Source organism: Ralstonia pickettii (assembly GCF_016466415.2).
Lineage (GTDB): Bacteria > Pseudomonadota > Gammaproteobacteria > Burkholderiales > Burkholderiaceae > Ralstonia > Ralstonia pickettii.
Map to the genome: position 1 here is coordinate 2,994,770 of NZ_CP066771.1, position 18,389 is coordinate 3,013,158.

At 66.1% G+C, this 18,389-nt stretch carries 20 protein-coding genes; 16 read left to right on the top strand and 4 right to left on the bottom strand.

The features are described from left to right. Positions 1-9: 9 nt before the first annotated feature. The gene (gene kefF / locus RP6297_RS14155) at positions 10-567 is read right to left on the bottom strand and encodes a glutathione-regulated potassium-efflux system oxidoreductase KefF (protein ID WP_009239687.1); all 558 of its coding nucleotides are present in this window, start codon (positions 565-567) and stop codon (positions 10-12) included. 400 nt (positions 568-967) lie between these two features. Here kefF and RP6297_RS14160 point away from each other — a divergent pair, with 400 nt between their 5' ends. From RP6297_RS14160 to RP6297_RS14180, 5 genes are all read left to right on the top strand, one after another. Further along, entirely contained in the window at positions 968-1,663 is a 696-nt protein-coding gene (locus RP6297_RS14160; RefSeq protein WP_004628855.1) for a GNAT family N-acetyltransferase, read from the top strand. 208 nt (positions 1,664-1,871) lie between these two features. Next, a complete protein-coding gene (locus RP6297_RS14165) occupies positions 1,872-2,363 on the top strand; it encodes a cupin domain-containing protein (RefSeq protein ID WP_004628852.1) in 492 nt (163 codons plus the stop codon). 124 nt (positions 2,364-2,487) lie between these two features. Continuing rightward, positions 2,488-3,231, top strand: coding sequence for a LysM peptidoglycan-binding domain-containing protein (locus RP6297_RS14170; RefSeq protein WP_009239686.1), 744 nt, complete (start codon positions 2,488-2,490; stop codon positions 3,229-3,231). Then, positions 3,222-3,635 (top strand): hypothetical protein, encoded by a 414-nt coding sequence (locus RP6297_RS14175; RefSeq protein ID WP_009239685.1) that lies wholly within the window; start codon positions 3,222-3,224, stop codon positions 3,633-3,635. The genes RP6297_RS14170 and RP6297_RS14175 overlap by 10 nt, the downstream gene beginning before the upstream one ends. Before the next feature lie 21 nt (positions 3,636-3,656). Beyond that, positions 3,657-4,094 (top strand): hypothetical protein, encoded by a 438-nt coding sequence (locus tag RP6297_RS14180; RefSeq protein ID WP_009239684.1) that lies wholly within the window; start codon positions 3,657-3,659, stop codon positions 4,092-4,094. A gap of 428 nt (positions 4,095-4,522) precedes the next feature. Here RP6297_RS14180 and RP6297_RS14185 read toward each other — a convergent pair whose 3' ends face one another. Next, positions 4,523-5,011 carry an Lrp/AsnC family transcriptional regulator gene (locus RP6297_RS14185; protein ID WP_004628844.1) on the bottom strand — a complete coding sequence of 163 codons (489 nt, stop codon included), beginning with the start codon at positions 5,009-5,011 and terminating at the stop codon, positions 4,523-4,525. A 156-nt stretch (positions 5,012-5,167) separates the two neighbouring features. Here RP6297_RS14185 and hppD point away from each other — a divergent pair, with 156 nt between their 5' ends. Continuing rightward, on the top strand, positions 5,168-6,274 hold the full coding sequence (gene hppD, locus RP6297_RS14190) for a 4-hydroxyphenylpyruvate dioxygenase (protein ID WP_009239683.1): 1,107 nt from the start codon (positions 5,168-5,170) through the stop codon (positions 6,272-6,274). 218 nt (positions 6,275-6,492) lie between these two features. Here hppD and RP6297_RS14195 read toward each other — a convergent pair whose 3' ends face one another. Both RP6297_RS14195 and RP6297_RS14200 read right to left on the bottom strand, forming a co-directional pair. Continuing rightward, on the bottom strand, positions 6,493-7,110 hold the full coding sequence (locus tag RP6297_RS14195) for an EF-hand domain-containing protein (RefSeq protein ID WP_009239682.1): 618 nt from the start codon (positions 7,108-7,110) through the stop codon (positions 6,493-6,495). Between the two features lie 147 nt (positions 7,111-7,257). Next, positions 7,258-7,941, bottom strand: a complete 684-nt coding sequence (locus RP6297_RS14200) for a type II secretion system protein N (RefSeq protein WP_009239681.1) — start codon at positions 7,939-7,941, stop codon at positions 7,258-7,260. Positions 7,942-8,115: 174 nt separating this feature from the next. On the opposite strand from RP6297_RS14200, the gene gspG reads away from it, so the two are divergent. The 10 genes from gspG (at position 8,116) to gspE (ending at position 18,385) form a co-directional block, all read left to right on the top strand. Then, positions 8,116-8,586 (top strand): type II secretion system major pseudopilin GspG, encoded by a 471-nt coding sequence (gene gspG, locus RP6297_RS14205; RefSeq protein WP_009239680.1) that lies wholly within the window; start codon positions 8,116-8,118, stop codon positions 8,584-8,586. A gap of 32 nt (positions 8,587-8,618) precedes the next feature. Further along, positions 8,619-9,113 carry a GspH/FimT family pseudopilin gene (locus tag RP6297_RS14210; RefSeq protein WP_009239679.1) on the top strand — a complete coding sequence of 165 codons (495 nt, stop codon included), beginning with the start codon at positions 8,619-8,621 and terminating at the stop codon, positions 9,111-9,113. After that, the gene (gene gspI, locus RP6297_RS14215; RefSeq protein ID WP_009239678.1) at positions 9,110-9,508 is read left to right on the top strand and encodes a type II secretion system minor pseudopilin GspI; all 399 of its coding nucleotides are present in this window, start codon (positions 9,110-9,112) and stop codon (positions 9,506-9,508) included. The genes RP6297_RS14210 and gspI overlap by 4 nt, the downstream gene beginning before the upstream one ends. After that, positions 9,489-10,232: a PulJ/GspJ family protein gene (locus tag RP6297_RS14220; protein ID WP_050775639.1), complete on the top strand. Its 744-nt coding sequence runs from the start codon at positions 9,489-9,491 to the stop codon at positions 10,230-10,232. Before gspI ends, RP6297_RS14220 begins: the two co-directional genes overlap by 20 nt. A gap of 1 nt (position 10,233) precedes the next feature. Beyond that, on the top strand, positions 10,234-11,322 hold the full coding sequence (gene gspK / locus RP6297_RS14225) for a type II secretion system minor pseudopilin GspK (protein WP_009239676.1): 1,089 nt from the start codon (positions 10,234-10,236) through the stop codon (positions 11,320-11,322). A 161-nt stretch (positions 11,323-11,483) separates the two neighbouring features. Continuing rightward, the gene (gene gspL / locus RP6297_RS14230) at positions 11,484-12,920 is read left to right on the top strand and encodes a type II secretion system protein GspL (RefSeq protein ID WP_009239675.1); all 1,437 of its coding nucleotides are present in this window, start codon (positions 11,484-11,486) and stop codon (positions 12,918-12,920) included. A gap of 10 nt (positions 12,921-12,930) precedes the next feature. Then, positions 12,931-13,497: a type II secretion system protein GspM gene (gene gspM, locus RP6297_RS14235; RefSeq protein ID WP_009239674.1), complete on the top strand. Its 567-nt coding sequence runs from the start codon at positions 12,931-12,933 to the stop codon at positions 13,495-13,497. Positions 13,498-13,514: 17 nt separating this feature from the next. Continuing rightward, entirely contained in the window at positions 13,515-14,357 is an 843-nt protein-coding gene (locus tag RP6297_RS14240) for a type II secretion system protein N (RefSeq protein WP_009239673.1), read from the top strand. A 37-nt stretch (positions 14,358-14,394) separates the two neighbouring features. Further along, the gene (gene gspD / locus RP6297_RS14245; RefSeq protein ID WP_009239672.1) at positions 14,395-16,812 is read left to right on the top strand and encodes a type II secretion system secretin GspD; all 2,418 of its coding nucleotides are present in this window, start codon (positions 14,395-14,397) and stop codon (positions 16,810-16,812) included. Positions 16,813-16,828: 16 nt separating this feature from the next. Then, positions 16,829-18,385 carry a type II secretion system ATPase GspE gene (gene gspE, locus RP6297_RS14250; protein WP_009239671.1) on the top strand — a complete coding sequence of 519 codons (1,557 nt, stop codon included), beginning with the start codon at positions 16,829-16,831 and terminating at the stop codon, positions 18,383-18,385. The last annotated feature ends 4 nt before the right edge of the window (positions 18,386-18,389 follow it).

The window sequence follows — 18,389 nt, forward strand, 5'->3', positions numbered from 1 at the left end:
TCGGAAATGTCAGGCGACGGCGTCGGCGTCGGTCGGGAGCCAGGGTTGCAGCGCGGCGCGGACCTGCGCGATATGGGCGTCGATGACGTCAGCAGACGCATCGTCGGCGTCGTGCAGCACATGCGGCGGCTGCCATTGCATGCCGCACAGCGCTGCCGTCTGCTGCAGCGGCAGCAGGAACATGTCGAACGTGTGGCCGTGAATGCCGTCGGCGTTGTAGGAATGCGCGCGGCCGCCCGTCGTGGCAAGCACCATCAGGTGCTTGCCGCGCAAGGCGGTGCCGCCCGGCCCGTAGGCCCAGCCCATCTCGAGCACCACGTCGATCCACTCCTTGAGCAGCGATGGCGTGGCGTACCACTGCACCGGAAACTGGAAGACGATCAGCTCCGCCGCTTCCACCGCTTCCTGCTCGGCACGCACGTCGATGTCGAAATCGGGGTAATGCCAGTACAGGTCGTGCATGGCCACGCCGGGCAGATTAGCCAACGCACGCGCCAATGGCTTGTTGGCACGTGAACGGCGCGGCGCGGGATGCGCGTAGATCACAAGAATGCGCGAGGGCGTCATGGAAAATCAGGAGGGTGGGGCGGCTTGATGGTGCATCTTCGCACGGCTATTGTTGAGCGGCGTTACAGGCGGGATGGCGGCTAGGACGGTGGCGTCACGGACAAAGCACCTGCGAAAGCGCTGCGCTGAGCGCTTTTTGCGCAACGCAGCATCGACGTTGTTAGCACGCCACAACCGCGGAAGCTGCGCCCGGCTGCGCTAAATCAATGATTTACCGGGAAATCCCGCGGAAAGCCTGACGCCAGACTTACGGGGAAACCCTGATTGCACTACAATAGCATGGTGCATTGCACAACACTCAGTTGCACCCGATTGAGTGCCCCGGAGGCGCCATCCGAACCTCCGACTCATCACTTCGCTGCCTTCCATTGAAAGGCGCGATCAGAACAGGAATCGTGTCGTGAACCCGCTCGAACTGAGCAAGGCCATCGGCGTCGTCACTCAGGACGACATCGACAAAACGGAAGCCGCGCAAGGTGCGCCGCGTTCCACCGTGCTGGTGCGCGAGCTTGCTGCGCACCACCGGTCGCGCCTGCTCAAACACCTGCTCGCCCTGGGCGAGGAAGACCGCCTGCTGCGTTTCGGCCAGGTGGTGCGGGATCACGTCATCGAGGCGTACGTCGACAGCATCGATTTCGACCACGACAAGGTCTTCGGGGTCTACAACGAGCGCCTGGAGCTGACCGGCGTGGGCCACCTTGCCTACCTGCGCGACAACCCGCAAGGGCGCGTGGCGGAGTTCGGCGTGTCGGTGTCGGAATCGGCGCGCGGCAAGGGCGTAGGCAGTGCGCTGTTCCAGCGTGCCGCCATGCACGGCCAGAACACCAAGGTGCGTACGCTGTACATGCACTGCCTGTCGCGTAACGCGGCCATGATGCACATCGCCAAGAAGGCTGGCATGCGCGTGCAATACGCCTATGGCGAGGCCGATGCCTACCTCGAATTGCCGCCCGCCGACACGATGAGCCTGTTGACCGAAGCCATCGACGAACAGGTCGCCGATCTCGACTACATGCTCAAGCGCAACCTGCGCGATGTGCGCCGTTTCGGCCAGCGCTTCTGGCGCTCGCTGGTGCCGCAAAAGCGCGCTGTGTAAGCGCATCGCTCTGCAACAAACGCCCGGCTCGCCACCGGGCGTTTTTGTTTGGTGTTGGGCGTTGCTCGCAATCGCTCGCCTAGGGCAATTGCGCGCTTGTCATCCGCGCGGGTGCTTTCCCTACGATGAGGATGCGGCACCTCTCGCTCTCCAGCGGCGGCCATCAGCGTCGCCCGCGAGCCGATGCCGAGGCAAGAAGGAGACGACGATGAAGACACCATCCGCGCAATCGATACTGCTGCCAGCGGCCATGCTGCTGTGCCTGGGCGCCGCGCCCGCTGCCGCCCAAGACGCCGCCATGGGCGACATGACCATGATCAACCCATCCGCCCTGAAGTGGGTCGACGCGCCGCCCGGCTTGCCCAAAGGCGCCAAGCTTGCCGTGCTCTACGGCGACCCCGGCAAGGACGGCCCCTACGTCGTACGCCTGAAAACGCCAGGCGGCTACAAGGTGCCGCCGCACTGGCACACCGAGACCGAGAACCTCACGGTGATCTCGGGCACGCTGTACCTGGGCAGCGGCGACACCATGGACATGGGCGCCGCGCACGCGCTCAAGACCGGCGGTTTTCACAACCTGCCCGGAGGCATGCACCACTACGCCTTCACCAGGGCGGCGACGGTGGTGCAGATTCATGGCACGGGGCCGCTCGATATCAAATACGTCAACCCGCAGGACGATCCCTCGCCCAAGCAGTGAAGCCTGGCAGGCCACCGATGCCAATTGCCAGCCATCGGCAAGGTACATCAACAGCCGTTAACACGCCGCCGACGGGCGCTGGCTACCATGCCCCTCCACAGGTCAAGCAACCACGGAGGGGCAGATGGTCACCAAGGCCCAGGCCCGACCGAAAACCGATTTCGAGCGCTGGCAGGATTACATCAACACCTCCACCCAGCACCCCGACCGCTGGAACGGCTACGACTGCGATATCCAGGCTGCGGTGGCGGAATACAACCGTTACCTGATGGGCAACGCGGGTTATCTGCCGCTGGACTGGCACGTCGTCAAGGCGATGGTGTGGGTCGAGACCGGAGCCGATTCAGAAGCGTGGGCCACCAGGCCGATGCAGATCGGCAACCTGGGCGATCCCGCCTTGAATACCTTGCTGCGCGGCGAAGAAGGCAGCGACCTGATCGTGCCGCCCGCCATCCGCACCCGGTTGAACGCGGGCCTGGCCCGAACGGTGCCCGCGTGGAACATTCGCGCCGGCGTCGGCTACCTGCTCACGCGTATGGCCAAGTTCGACGTTCGGAGCGTGCGCGATGCCGACGACAAGGTCTATGAAGTCGCCGTCAAGGCGGGCGACAGCTTTGACAAGATCGCCCGCGCTCAGGGGGCGACCCTGGCGGAAATGCGCGCGCTCAATCCGAATGCCGCCACACTCAAATCAGGGCAGGTGGTCAAATACCGCAAGGCCGCCATGCGCAAGGTGATAACCGGCTGGCGGCCGGTGACGACACAGAATATCGCCGCGCTGTACAACCACGGCGACGCCGCGTACATCCGGAAACTCGATTACGTGCTTACGCTCATCCCGAAGATCGGAACCGCCGCATGCAAGTAGGACGCCTCCTCGTCGCCGTATCGCTGCTGACCGCACAATCGGCCATGGCCGCAGATGCGCTGACCGGAACCTTCCGCGGTGACGGCCGTGCCTGCTACGGCGCCTTGTTCCTGCGCTCGAACACCATCGAATGGAATGCCAGCTTCTTCAAGTGCGGCCCCACTGGCTACAAGGTAATCGAGCAGGACTTGTCCGGCGACCACCCGCACGCGGCGTTCAAGATTGAAGACCGCCGCAAGCGCTGCGGTCTTGCCGTCATCGAGGTCTCGCGCTACAGCGAGTTCTCGTGGAGCGTAAAGGGCTACCCAACGATGGAGGCATACCAGAAGCGCGAAGAACCCGGCTGGAAGGATTCCGCCGACCCTGCCCGCCAGATCGCCCTGTGCGGCATGCGCAAGGAATAGCGCAGCGAACGCGCCGCCGCCATGCAGCCGCTCCAACGCTTCGCCCTGGAGAAACACAGGGGCCCGTATGAGCAATGGCCCATGCGCACGCGCGTGATTGTCGACGGCGTGCTGCACCCGACGCTCGCCATCCCCGGCTACGAACTGCTGCGGCAATACCAGACGGACCTCGGCTTCGTCCTCATCACCAATTACGACTGCCCGTTTGAAGAGGCCGTCTCCATCACCCTCGTCGCCCCCGATCTTTCACGCGCGATCAGCACCGGCACCGTCGGTGCGGCGTACTACACGTTCTGGCTGGACGACGTCGAATGGATTGACGCGAACCACTTCCGCCTCACCTGCGAAGACGCCGCGGGCGATTGGCTGGTCACGCTGCGGGCCCGGCATATCCCGGTGTTATCTCCGGCGGTTTTCATCAAGCGCCGCGTGGCGCCACCGACCCAGCCTGCGGCGTAGAGTGGAACGCCGCCCTATGCTGCTCGCGGTTACCCAATAGACCGCCAAGCGCCGCAGTTTTGGCCTCATGTGTCGCGCTCAAACACCTGAATTCGCTTGCATGAGAGTGACACCTCGCCGTCAAACAGCGGCGCTCGGGGCTCAAAGGTCCGCACTCCGCCCAAAGACATCCGACCCATCGGCCCACCGAAGCCCACACCTCGCTATCAAACATACGAAGTCATCGAGGCGAGGCTGGCGTCCCGCCGTCAGAGGGTCGAAGCCGTCCGTCAAGGGCCGAAAAATTCGACCTCTGACTGCGGAATGCGAGTGTTTGAGACTCGCGTGCCGCCCGCAGCGATTCAGGCTCGAACAAGGAAGGCCCACGATCGGACCGCTGAGGTGCGTGATTCGCGGTTTATGCCTTTATGGCGCAACTAGCCAATCCCTCAAACCACCACCGGCAACGCCGTCGTATCCTTGATCCGCTCCAGCGCAAAGCTGCTCTTCACATCGATCACTGCCGGGTGGGCGAGCAGTTGATCGCGGATGAAGCGCGCGAAGTGCTCCATGTCTTCCACGAACACCTTGAGCAGGTAATCCATCTCGCCGGTCATGGCGTAGCACGTGACCACCTCCGGCCACGTCGCCACGGCGGCGCGAAAAATATCGGACGGGCCTTTCCCCTTGGGCGCACCGCCCTGCTTCTCCAGCCGCACGTTGATGTACGCCGACAGCCCCAGCCCGATCTTGGACGGGTCGAGCAGCGCGGCGTACTGGCGGATCACCCCGGATTCCTCCAGGCGGCGGATGCGTCGCAAACACGGGCTGGGCGACAGGTTCACCCGCTCGGCGACTTCCAGATTGGTGAGGCGGCCGTTGTTCTGCAGGACTTCCAGGATCTTGCGGTCGATCTTGTCGAGTTCCACTTTATTCATTTTGTTGCTCCGCACCAATTAATTCGGCAATTTTCTTGCGCAAATTTAGCAAGGTGGGCACAACTTCGCAATTTTTGCTTGGATGCACACTCCTACACTGCGAGGATCGTCAAAGACCTGAGCGCCCTAGCGGCGCCCGCCCCGCAGGAGATCGCCATGCAATTCACGCCTTGGGAAAACCCGATGGGCACCGCCGGCTTCGAGTTCATCGAATATGCCGCACCGGACCCTATTGCCATGGGCAAGCTGTTCGAAAACATGGGCTTTACCGCCATCGCGAAGCACCGTCACAAGAACGTGACGCTGTACCGCCAGGGCGAGATCAACTTCATCATCAACGCCGAGCCCGATTCGTTCGCGCAGCGCTTTGCGCGCCTGCACGGCCCGTCGATCTGCGCGATCGCGTTTCGCGTGCAAGACGCCGCTTTCGCCTACAAGCGAGCGCTGGAGCTGGGCGCCTGGGGCTTCGACACGCACAGTGGCCCGATGGAGCTGAACATTCCGGCCATCAAGGGCATCGGCGATTCGCTGATCTACCTGGTCGACCGCTGGACCGGCAAGAACGACGCCAAGGCCGGCGACATCGGCAACATCAGCATCTACGACGTCGATTTCGTGCCCATCGCGGGCGCCAACCCGAACCCCACCGGGCACGGCCTGACCTACATCGACCACCTGACGCACAACGTCTACCGTGGCCGGATGAAGGAATGGGCCGAGTTTTACGAACGCTTCTTCAACTTCCGTGAAGTGCGCTACTTCGACATCGAAGGCCAGGTCACGGGCGTGAAGAGCAAGGCGATGACGAGCCCGTGCGGCAACATCCGCATCCCCATCAACGAGGAAGGAACGGAGAAGGCCGGTCAGATCCAGGAGTATCTGGACATGTACCACGGCGAGGGCATCCAGCACATCGCGCTCGGCTCGACCAACCTCTTCAACACGGTGGATGCGCTGCGCAGCAACGGCATCAAGCTGCTCGACACGATCGACACGTATTACGAACTGGTCGACAAGCGCATCCCCGGCCATGGCGAAGACGTGGCGGAACTGAAGAAGCGCAAGATCCTGATCGACGGCGCGCCGGGCGACCTTCTGCTGCAGATCTTCTCGGAAAACCAGCTCGGTCCGATCTTCTTCGAGTTCATCCAGCGCAAGGGCAACCAAGGTTTTGGCGAGGGCAACTTCAAGGCGCTCTTCGAGTCGATCGAACTCGACCAGATGCGCCGCGGCGTGCTCAAGGCCGACGACCAGCCGGCCTGAAGACCCTCAAGCTTCAGGCGTGCTGACCCCGCACCCCGATGGTTCGCCATCGGGGTGTTTTTCATGGGCGTTGCGGCATGCGCGCATGCGGCACTGACACGGCCCCGTAACCAAACCAACCCGCACCGGTCTTGCAATGCATTGAGGATCGGAGGGGCGCAGGCAATAAAAAACGGCGCCCGAAGGCGCCGCTTGCGTGCGGAGATTCAGACGAGGCGTCACTCGCCCTTCGTCGCCGACGGGCCACCGGGCATGGCCGCGGCCGCCGGGGTGTTCTTCTGCGCCTTGCGGGCGTCGTGACGGGCCTTCATGTAGGCGCGGATCTCGTCTTCGGTGATCTTGCCGTCGTGGTTGGCGTCGATCTGGTCGAAGTTCTTGGCCAGACGCGGCATGCCGGCCTGCACTTCGTCCTTGGTCAGGCTGCCATCGTTGTCCTTGTCGGCCGCCTTGAACTTGGCGTCGAAGCGCTGCGCCATCTTTTCGTGCATCTCGCCCTTGTGGGCCTTGTGCCAGGCGGCCAGCTCGTCCTTGCTCAGTTGGCCATCGTGGTTGGTATCGATCTGGTCGAAGTTCTTTTCAAGCCACGCGTGGCCCTTGGCCTCGTCGCGCGAGACCTGGCCGTCGCCGTTGGTGTCGATGGCCTTGAAGCCACCGTGGTGGCCAGGCTTGCCGGCGCGGGCGTCGCTCTGCGGCGCAGCCGGTGCCGTGGCGGCGGCCGGCGCTTGCGCGCTGGCAGCGGGGGCACTGGCATCCTGGGCCCGGGCGTTCATGCCCGACATGGCGAGGAACAGGGCCGAGGTGGCGAGGAAGGCTTGTACAGCACGTTTGTTGGTCATGGTCAGCTCCTTTTCACATGGACTGTGTAGCGGATTAGAACCCGACGATCCCGGCGCGTTGCCGGCTTTTACACGCTGTTACCCCGATGACACGCGCTGTAATATGCGCCCGCCAACGCATGGCGAGCCGCATCAGGCACGACATGCCTATTGGTCGGCGCCGGGCTGGGGGGTATCGCCCTTGCGTGCGGCGGCCGCTGCGCGGTGGCGCGGGCCGACGATGCCGCCCCCCTGGCTGACAGGCTCGTCCCCCGTGTTGATCTGCGCGGGTGCAATGGGCAGCATGGCGCCCGGCATGGCGGTGTTGGCCGGGTTGTTGGCAACTGACGGTGCGGGCGGCATTGCGGGAGTGGACAGCGGTGCCGCGGCGCCTGCGGGGGGCAGCGGCATGGCCGGCGTATTGCGATTGGCCGGCGAGACGCCCGCCACGGCGCTGGCCGGCAGCGGAATCTCCTGGCGCGCGCCATTACGCTCGATCACCACCGAGCGCGCCTTGATTTCCACCAGCTTGATGCTGGACGACAACGACTTGCCGGCGCGCACGGCCTGCGGTGCGCCACCGTCCATGGACACGATGGCTGCCCCGGAACCATCGGCCAGATCCGCCACCACGCCCATGATCTGCACATCGCGCGGACCGTTCTGCGGGCCACCGCCGAAGAGCGTGACGGCGGCGCCGGTCTCCAGGGCATCGGTCTGCGCCACGCGCGCCTCACGCGGCGCGCCCAGCGAGCGCAGCGACGACAGCGTCAGCACCCAGTGCGTCAGCAGCGCACACAGGGCAGCAAACAGTACAAGGCTGAGCAGGCGGGACGACTGTCGAGCGTTCATGAAATGGGCGAGGCACCGTAGGAATACGCCGATTCTATCCGCCCTTCATGCCGGTTCGGTGAACAGCTTGGAGGGGCGGCTCTAGCGCCAACGCAGCATGACCCCGCTGCGCAATATATGGTCATCTCTGACGGATATACTGTGTCTCTTACCCTTATTGCCAACTCTGTCGCCATGATGCAAGGCCAACTTCGCTCCTCTTTCCGCCAGCGCGCCCTCGCTCGACACGCAGCGCGTGGCTTCACCCTGATCGAAATCATGGTGGTGGTGGTGATCCTGGGTATCCTCGCCGCGCTGGTGGTGCCGAAGATCATGAGCCGCCCCGACGAGGCGCGCATCATCGCCGCCAAACAGGACATCGCTTCCATTTCGCAGGCGCTCAAGCTCTATCGCCTGGACAACGGCCGCTACCCGACGACCGAGCAGGGCATCAGCGCGCTGGTCACCAAGCCGACCACCGAGCCGATCCCCAACAACTGGAAAGGCGGCGGCTATCTGGAACGCCTGCCCAAAGACCCGTGGGGCCATCCGTACCAATATCTGAACCCAGGCGTGCGCGGTGAAGTGGACGTCTTCAGCTTCGGCGCCGACGGCCAGGCCGGCGGCACGGGCAATGACGCCGATATCGGCAACTGGGACAACTAAGCCGCCGCAGTCGCCTCAGCCACCCTCGCACCATGTTCGGCCAATCACGCCGCCACCAGCACCCTCGCGGCTTTACGCTGCTGGAGTTGCTGGTGGTGGTGGTCATCATCGGCATCGTGCTGGCCGTGGTGGCCGTGAACGCTACGCCCAACCCGCGCTCGCAGCTGGCTGATGATGCGCAAAAGCTCGCCCGCCTGATCGAACTGGCTCAGGAAGAGGCGCAGCTCACATCGCGCCCTGTGGCGTGGGAAGGCGATGCGCAGGGCTGGCGCTTCTACGAATCGACCCCCAACGGCTGGCGCCTGCTCACGCGCGACGTGCTCGCGCCGGGCCACTGGCGCCAAGGCATGGACAACGTACAGATCGTCGCCGGTGCCGCTGCGGTCCCGGGCGCGCCGCAGCGCCTCGTGTTCGGCCGCGAGGCGATCGGCTTGCCGTGGCGCGTGGCGCTGACCTCGCAAGGATCGCGCGTCGACGTGGTATCCGACGGCGGCCCCCGCGTGCTGATGGAGATGCAAACGCAATGACGCGCAGCCATCGTCCCACGCGCACGCGCGGCTTCACCCTGCTCGAAGTGCTGGTGGCGCTGACCATCGTGGCCGTGGCGCTCACCGCCACCATGCGCGCCATGGGCAGCATGACCACCGCCAGCGATTCGCTGCAGACTCGCATGATCGCCACCTGGAGCGCCGAGAACCACCTGGCCAACCTGCGCCTGGCACGGGTCTTCCCAGACCCCGGTGCGCGCGGCTTTCCGTGCCCGCAAGGCGATACGCAACTGTGGTGCGAAGAAACCATCGCCAGCACCCCCAACCCGGTGTTCCGCCGCGTGGAGGTGTCCGTCTATCCGGATGCCTCCAAATCCGTGCGACTGGCCTGGCTTGTAACTCTATTGCCGAACGATGCGCGCAATGTCTTCTAATCGTTCCGCGAACATCGGCACGCGCGGCTTCACCCTGCTCGAACTGCTGGTGGCGATCACGCTGCTGGCCATCCTGGCCGTGATCGCCTGGCGCGGGCTCGACAGCATGACCCGCACGCACGAGGCGCTGGCCCAACGCGATGAACGCATCGAAGCACTCAAGACGGCCTACGCCCAGTTCGATGCCGATTGCACCCAACTGGCCGATCCGAACACGCTGTCGCGCTCACCGGTGGAGGTAGACGCCAACCGCGTGTTGATGGTGCGCGACCGCCGCGACGATGGCCAACCGCCTGCGTGGCAGGTGGTGCTCTACCGCATCGTCGACGGCCGGCTCGAGCGCCTCCAGACCCAACCGATCACCAACCGCGGCGACCTGCGCAATGCGATGGACAACCTGCGCCAGGGCGGTGTGGGTGCCGCGCGCTACCTGCTCGCCGCCAACGTTGACAGCATCGGCGCCCGCGCCTGGATCGAACCCGGCGGTTGGATGGACAGCACGGGCGCGCTGTCGGCGGCACTGTTCCCGGCCGGTAGCAACACCACCACCCTCACCGGCTTGCCGTCGGCTTCCACGCCCAGCGCGTCGGCGCCCTCGGCCAACAGCCCCGGCGTGGTGGTGCCGGTCGCCTCGGTGCGCGCGGTGGAACTGGCATTGCTCGTGCGCATGACGCCGCAGGGCGCGCCGCAGCGCTTCACGCGCATCTGCATGACGGGGCTTTGACATGGCGCGATGCTCCCGTCGATTGTCTCAACGTCATCCGCAGCCCGGGCGCCAGCGCGGCGCGGCCATCATTACAGCGCTGCTCGTCGTTACGCTGGCCGTGGTGATCGTGTCGGGCATGCTGTGGCGCCAGCAGGTGGAGATCCGCGCGGTGGAAAACCAGCGCCTGAAATCGCAGGCCACGTGGATCGCGCGGGCGGGCATCGACTGGGCGCGCCTCATCCTGCGCGACGACCAGCGCCGCACCGGGGCGGTAGACCACCTGGGCGAAATCTGGGCCGTGCCGATTCAGGAAACCAAGCTGTCGGACTTTCTCGGCAGCTCGCTGCGCACGGACACGGCCGGCGAAGAGTCCTACCTGTCCGGCCGGATCTTCGATGCCCAGGCGCGCTTCAACCTGATGAACCTGCTGATAGCGCGGACGCTGGGCGGCCGCATGATCATTACCGGCCGCGACAAGAACGCCATCAAGGCGTACGGCCTGCTGCTGCAGTCGCTCAACATCGACCCGAGCCTGGCCAATGTCACGGCGACGTACCTGGCGCAGATGTTGGGCGGCTTCCAGTCGATCGAAGGCATGCAGGGCGGTCAGCAAGGCGGCGAAGACAGCGGCGGGGGCGGGAGCGCCGGCAGCACCGGCAACGGCCCGCGACCGCTCGACGACGTGGCCAGCCTGCTGACGATCCCGGGCTACACGGCGGACATGGTCGCCAAGCTGCGCTCCTACGTGATCGTGCTCCCCACCCGCACGCAGATCAACGCCAACACGGCCAGCGCCGAAGTGCTGGCTGCCGTCATCCCGAACCTGAGCCTGGACCGCGCCCGCTCGCTGGTGCAGGCGCGCGACCGCGCGTACTTCCGCAACATCGGCGATGTCACGAACCAGTTGCGCGGCATCGCGCCCGGGGTCGACACCGCCGCTGCGGCCAATCTGCTGGACGTGCAGACCCACTACTTTCTGGTCTACGGGATGGCGCGTCACGAGCGGGCCCGCATCGGAGAAGTGGCGCTTGTTTCACGTGGCGACCCAGTCAACAATAACGCGACCCGCATCGTCTGGGTCCGCCGCATCGACGAGATTCCGTCATGACGGCGGCGCAACACCCCTCCACGTGCGTACGCGCCGCTTGTAGACAGACCCCGGCCTTCGCCGTATTGTCATCCGCATCGTTCAGCATCGCGGGTCTTGCGCAATCCGGCGCTAGCGTTGGCAGTTCGCATTCACACTCTCAAGATCAATAGAGGAGCGGTTTGACGACCTCCCTGTACGTGCGCCTGCCGCACCGGCCCATTCAATCGCCCGAACGCTGGTCGGCGGGCGCGCTTGCCTCCGTGCCCTTCGCGCTGGTGCGCGAAGAAGGCGCACAAGGGCCGCAGCGCGTTCAGCGCGAAGGCACGTCGCGCACCGACGAGTTGCCGGCGGCCGATCGCCTGATCCTTTTGCTGCCCGCCGCCGATGTGCTGCTGGTGCCGGCCAACGTGCCGCCGCTGGCGCTGCCCAAACTGCGTCTGGCGCTGCCCAACCTGGTGGAAGAGCGCCTCGTGCAGGATGCGCAGCAGTGTCATATCGCCCTTGGGCCCCGCCTGGGTGATGCCCCCGCACGCAACTGGCGCGCGCCCCGCGAGCCGCAGTCGCGCGCGCTGATGATCGCTGACCGCGCTTGGGTCCGTTTCATTCTCGATACCTTCGCCGGCCACAAACACCGCACCTGCCATCTGCTGCCCGCGCAGCTTTGCGTGCCGTTTGAAACGCCTGCTGCCGCGGCGACCCCACATGCGGAATCGACAAACGCGGGCGAACGTGCAGAGCCGTCGCTCGACGCTGCCGATGCGCCTGCACCTGCAGCCGAAGCGCCCGCTGCCGAAGCCGTGGCAACGGTTGTACCGGCAACCATCGCGCTCGATGCGGCACCGCCGTCCGACCCGGACGCGCCTGTCGCCATCGACATCACCGTACGCACCGGCCGCGCCGAGGGCTATGGCCTGCGCGTGCTGCCGGCCAACGTCGGCAACTGGCTCGGGATTGCACCCACGCCGGCCACGCTGATGGTCTCGCCCGCACTGCGCGAGCTGGCGCCCGGCTTGTCGGCCGACCCCACCGCCGCCACGCTGGACTGGTCAACCTGGGCTGCCGGCGCACGTGACGCCCTGGCTTCGGGCGAAGCCGATCTCTGCCAGTTCGACTTTGCACGCGGCGGTGTGGCCGGCATGGACTGGAGCCTCTGGCGCCTGCCGATCGCACTGGCCGTGCTGCTGGTGGTCGTGCAGCTCATCGGCATGAACGCGCGCTGGCTCACGCTGCGCGCCGAGCAGAAGCGGCTCGACACCGCCATGCGCGCCCAGTTGCAGACGGCATTCCCGAATACGCCGGTGATCCTCGACCCGCCCGCGCAGATGCGCCGCCAGGTCGAACAACTGCGGCTGGCCGCCGGCAAATCGGCGCCGGAAGACTTCCTGCCGCTGGCCGATCGCTTTGCCCAGGCGGCCACCGGCCTTGCGCCCGACGCGCTGCTCGCGCTCGACTACCACGGCCGCGCGCTCACAGTCACGCTCAAGGACGGCACCGACACCGCCAGCCTGCGCACCGCCGCCCGCAATGTCGGCCTGAACATGGACGCCGCCGAGGCGCCGCGCGGGGCTGAAGCCACCGTGCCGGGGTCGCGCTGGACGGTGTCCATCGCCCAATAGCGAATCTTCCATGGCGACATCCTCCTCTTCCTCCCGATCGTCATCCCGCCGCCTGCCGCGCATTGGCGTGCCGGACCCGGTACGCGATGCGGCCACGACGTTCTGGATGCAGCGCGAACCGCGTGAACGCCGCATCCTTGCCGGTGGCGGCGTGGTGCTGTTGCTCGTGATCGTCTATCTCGTGCTGTGGGAGCCGGCCTTCGAGGGCCAGCGCCGCATCGAGAAAGCCTTGCCGCAAATGCGTACCCAACTCGCCGAGATGGAAACGCTGGGCCAGGAAGCGCGCGGCCTGTCGGCCATTGCCGCGGCGCCGGTGCCGCGCGGTGCGGAACTGGAGCAGGCGCTCAACGCGAGCCTCACCAACCACGGGCTGAAGGCCACGCGGATGGCGATGTCGGGCGAAAGCGTGCAGGTGCAGCTGGACAAGGTCCCGTTTGGCGCCATCGCCGAATGGCTGCAGGAGGTGCGGCAGGCGCAGCGCATGAAGGTGATCGACACGAACATCAAATACGTGGGCGCAACGGCCCTGGTCAACGTGACGGCGACGCTGCAAGGCCCCGCCGCCCCGGGCCGCTGACGGGTCCGATCGTGCCGATGGGGATTGAATCGCTGCCGCCGCTGCGCCTGCGCCGCCGTGCCGAATCCGACGAGCGCACGAGCCTCGGATGGCGCGTGTTGTGGTGCGGCGTGGCGCTGCTGGCCGTGGGCCTGACCGTGGTGGCGCAGTATCCGGCCGCGTGGGCCGCAGAACGCATCGCTGCAGCCACGGGGCACCGTGTCTTGCTGGCCGACAGCCAGGGCACTATCTGGCACGGCAGCGCAACGCTGGCGCTGACCGCCGGCAACGGCGGCGCCGATGCGACCGTGCTGCCGGGCCGCCTGTCGTGGTCGATCGACATGCTGCCGCTGCTGACCGGCACGCTGCGGGCGCACCTGGCGCACGAACGCGCGCTGGAGAAGCCCGTCACGCTGACAGTGACGCCGGGGCATTGGGACGCAGAGGCCGGCACGATCGCCTTGCCTGCATCGTTGCTGGAGGGCATTGGCGCGCCGTTCAACACGCTCAAGCTGGACGGCCGACTGCGGGCGCAATGGACGCCGCTCTCGGGCCAATTCGGCCGTGGAAAGGGCCAACCAAGCACCGTCCAGGGCGCGCTGACTGTCACGCTCGAGCAGGTATCATCCAGCCTCAGCCGGGTGCGGCCGCTGGGCAGTTACCAGGCCGTGGTGTCGTTTGGCGGCGTGAGCGGTGCGCCGATGCAGTTGTCGCTGTCGACGCTGGCCGGGCCGCTCAGTCTGCAGGGCCAGGGCACCCTTGGGCCCAGCGCGCATTTTGACGGGGTGGCGAGTGCCACGCCGGAGTCGGAACCGCAATTGATTGGCCTGTTGAGTCTGCTGGGCCCGCGCGACGGGTCGCAGCATCGACTCCGCTTTTGATCCTCAAGCCGGCGCGCGAGCCAGCGTGCCGACAACCATGAACGAGACCATGTACAACGCCTCTTCCCGACTCACCGTTCGCGCCATCGTCCTGGCATGCTGCGCAACAATGGTGGCCGGCTCGATGCCAGTCTTTGCCGCCCCGCCGAGCGCGGCATCTTCCCAGAACGGCGCCGCCGGCAACCCGGGGGATGAGGTCTCGCTGAATTTCGTCAACGCGGATCTGGACTCGGTGGTCAAGGCCGTCGGCCAGGCCACCGGCAAGAACTTCATCGTTGACCCGCGCGTGAAGGGCACCGTCAACCTCGTCACCGAAAAGCCCGTGACGCGCTCCCAGGCGCTCGAATCGCTGGGCTCGATCCTGCGCATGCAGGGCTATGCGATTGTCGAGGGCAACGGTTTCACCAAGGTCGTGCCGGAAGCCGACGCCAAGCTGCAGGGCTCGCCCACCAGCGTAGGCGCGGCAGGCTCACGTGGCGGCGAACAGGTCGTGACGCAGGTCTTCCGCCTGCAGCACGAATCGGCCAACAACCTGGTGCCGGTTCTGCGCCCGATGATCGCGCCCAACAACACGATCACCGCTTACCCGGCCAACAACACGCTCGTCATTACCGATTACGCCGACAACCTGCGCCGCATCGGCCGCATCATCGCGTCGATCGACACGCCCGTGGCCGGCGAGACCGAGCTGATTCCGCTGAAGAACGCCGTGGCCATCGACGTGGCGGCCACGCTGCAGAAGCTGCTTGATCCGTCGGCCGGCGGTGCAGGCGGCGCGGCCGGTGCCGGCGCGGCGCTGTCGGACCCGAGCCTGCGTACGTCGGTCGTGGCCGAGCCGCGTTCGAATAGCGTGATGGTGCGTGCGTCGAGTGCGGCACGTCTGGCGCAGGCCAAACAACTGATCGCCAAGCTCGATGTGCCGAATGCACGCCCGGGCAACATCTGGGTGGTGCCGCTCAAGAATGCCAACGCGGTGCAGCTGGCCACTACGCTGCGCGCGATCGTCGCGGCCGATGCCACGCTGTCGGCCTCGGCATCGACCGGCCCGGGCGGCCAGAGCGCCGCGCAAGGCGCCACCTCGCAGCCGGCAGGCGGCGTGAGCAACGTGCAGAACCAGAACACGCAGAATACCAGCTACGGCAGCGGCTCAGGATCGGGCAGTGGTTCGGGCAGCGGCAGCTCCTCGTTCCGCGCCTCGTTCGGGCAGAACAACACGCCCACCACCGGCGGCATCATCCAGGCCGATCCGGCCACCAACGCGCTCATCATCACCGCCAGCGAGCCGGTCTACCGGAACCTGCGTGCCGTGATCGACGACCTCGACGCGCGCCGCGCCCAGGTTTATATCGAATCGATGATCGTTGAGGTGACGGCTACCAAGGCGTCGCAGCTCGGCATCCAGTGGATGGTGGGCGCAGGCGGCCCGAATACGTACGGCGGCGGCGGCACCAACTTCGGCACGGGTTCGGGCAACCTGCTCACGCTGGCCGGCACCATCGCTACCATCACCACGGGCGGCATCGGCAGCACGGCGGCGCAGACGGCGCTGTCGAGCGTAAACGTAGGGCAACTGAACGGCGGCCAGTTCGGCGTGTTCAACAAGGCCTCGGGCCTTGGCGCGCTGCTCTCCGCGCTGGGCTCGGACGGTTCGGTCAACGTGTTGTCGACCCCGAACCTGATCACGCTCGACAACGAAGAAGCCAAGATCCTGATCGGCCAGAACGTGCCGATCACCACGGGCTCGTATGCGCAGACGGGCACGTCCGCTTCGGTCACGCCGTTCCAGACGTTCGACCGCAAGGACGTCGGCATCACGCTGCGCGTCAAGCCGCAGATCACCGACGGCGGGCTGGTGAAGATGCAGATCTTCCAGGAGTCGTCGGCCGTGGTGCCGGGCACGCAGAATGCGACACAGGGCCCGACCACCAACGTGCGCTCCATTGAAACGAACGTGCTGGCCAACGACGGCCAGGTCGTCGTGTTGGGCGGGCTGCTGGAAGACAACTATCAGGACGGCGAGCAGAAGGTGCCGGGCCTGGGCGACATCCCCATCCTTGGCGCGCTGTTCCGCTCGGAAAACAAGACGCGTGTGAAGACGAACCTGCTGGTGTTCCTGCGCCCCATCATCCTGCGCACGGCCGATGCCACGGGCGCGCTGTCGGACAACCGCTACAACTACATGCGCGACACGCAGCAGGGCTTTGTCTCGCCGAACATGCTGCCGACCACGTCTGACAAGGACACGCCGGTGCTACCCACGCCCGAGGCCATGCGCCCGGCTGACAACTACGGCGATGTGTCGATCGTGCCGAAGGGCCCGGCCGGTACGCAGGTGCCCCCGGGCGCCCCGATGCCGATGCCGCAAGGCACCACGCGCAGCCAGCCGCGCCTGCAGAATTTCGCGGCGCCCACCTCGGGCGGTTACGACGGCAACGCGCCGCGCAATGGCGGCTGACAACGGACAACGAACCATGGCCACGCACGCTTCCACCACCGACGTCAGCACGCTCGAGCCGCCCTCGCAGTCGGCCGTGCGGCTCGTGCCGTATGCGTTTGCGCGCGACGCCAGGTTGCTCGTCGCCCGCCAGGACGTCGACACGCTGGAGGTGTGGGTCTGCCCTGAAACCTCGCGCACGGCGCTGGCTGAACTCGGCCGCGTGTTTGGCGCGCTGCATCTGGTGACGCTCGACACGGCGGCGCTGTCCACCGCCACGCAGACGGCCTACAACGCGCAAGACGGCAGTGCGGCCCAGGTGGTGGGCGAAGTGGAAGGCGAAGTCGACCTGTCGCGCCTGATGCAGGACATCCCTGCCGTGGAAGACCTGCTCGAATCCGAAGACGACGCGCCGATCATCCGCATGATCAACGCCCTGCTCACGCAGGCCGCGCGCGAAGGCGCCTCGGACATCCATATCGAGCCGTTCGAGAATGCATCCGTCGTGCGCTTTCGTGTCGACGGCACGCTGCGCGACGTCGTGCGCCCGAAGAAAGCGCTGCACGGCGCGCTGATTTCGCGCATCAAGATCATGGCGCAGCTCGACATTGCCGAGAAACGCCTGCCGCAGGACGGGCGCATCACGCTGCGCGTGGGCGGTCGCCCGGTTGACGTGCGCGTGAGCACCCTGCCCACCGGCCACGGCGAACGCGCGGTGCTGCGTCTGCTCGACAAGGAAGCCGGCCGGCTCGACCTGGGCAAGCTCGGCATGGGCGCCGGCACGCTGGCGCGCTTCGACCACCTGATCAACCAGCCGCACGGCATCGTGCTCGTCACCGGCCCCACGGGTTCGGGCAAGACGACCACGCTGTATGCGGCGCTGTCGCGGCTCGACGCGGCATCCACCAACATCATGACGGTGGAAGACCCGATCGAATACGACCTCGACGGCATTGGCCAGACGCAGGTCAATCCGAAGATCGACATGACGTTCGCCAAGGCGCTGCGCGCCATCCTGCGCCAGGACCCGGACGTGGTGATGATCGGGGAAATCCGCGACCTGGAAACCGCGCAGATTGCGGTGCAGGCCTCACTGACGGGCCACCTGGTGCTGGCGACGCTGCACACGAACGATTCCGCTTCCGCCGTGACGCGCCTGATCGACATGGGGATCGAACCGTTCCTGCTGTCTTCATCGCTGCTCGGTGTGCTGGCGCAGCGGCTGGTACGCCGCCTGTGCGTGCATTGCCGCCGCGAAGAAGTGCTCGAACTCACGCCTGCAGAAGTGGAAGCCGTGGCCGGCACGCCGATCGCAGACGGCGTGGCACCGGCGGCACCGGCACGCAAATCGGTCTGGCATCACGTCGGCTGCGAGCGTTGCAGCAACTCCGGCTACCAGGGCCGGACCGGTGTCTACGAACTGCTGACCGTCACACCCGAAATTCAGACGATGATCCACCGCCAGGCCGCTGAATCCGAGATCAAGGCGTTCGCCATCGGCCAGGGCATGCAGACCATGCGCATGGATGCCCAGCGCTGGATCGACACGGGCGCTACGTCGCTGGAAGAAGTGCTGCGGGTCACACGCGACTAAGGCG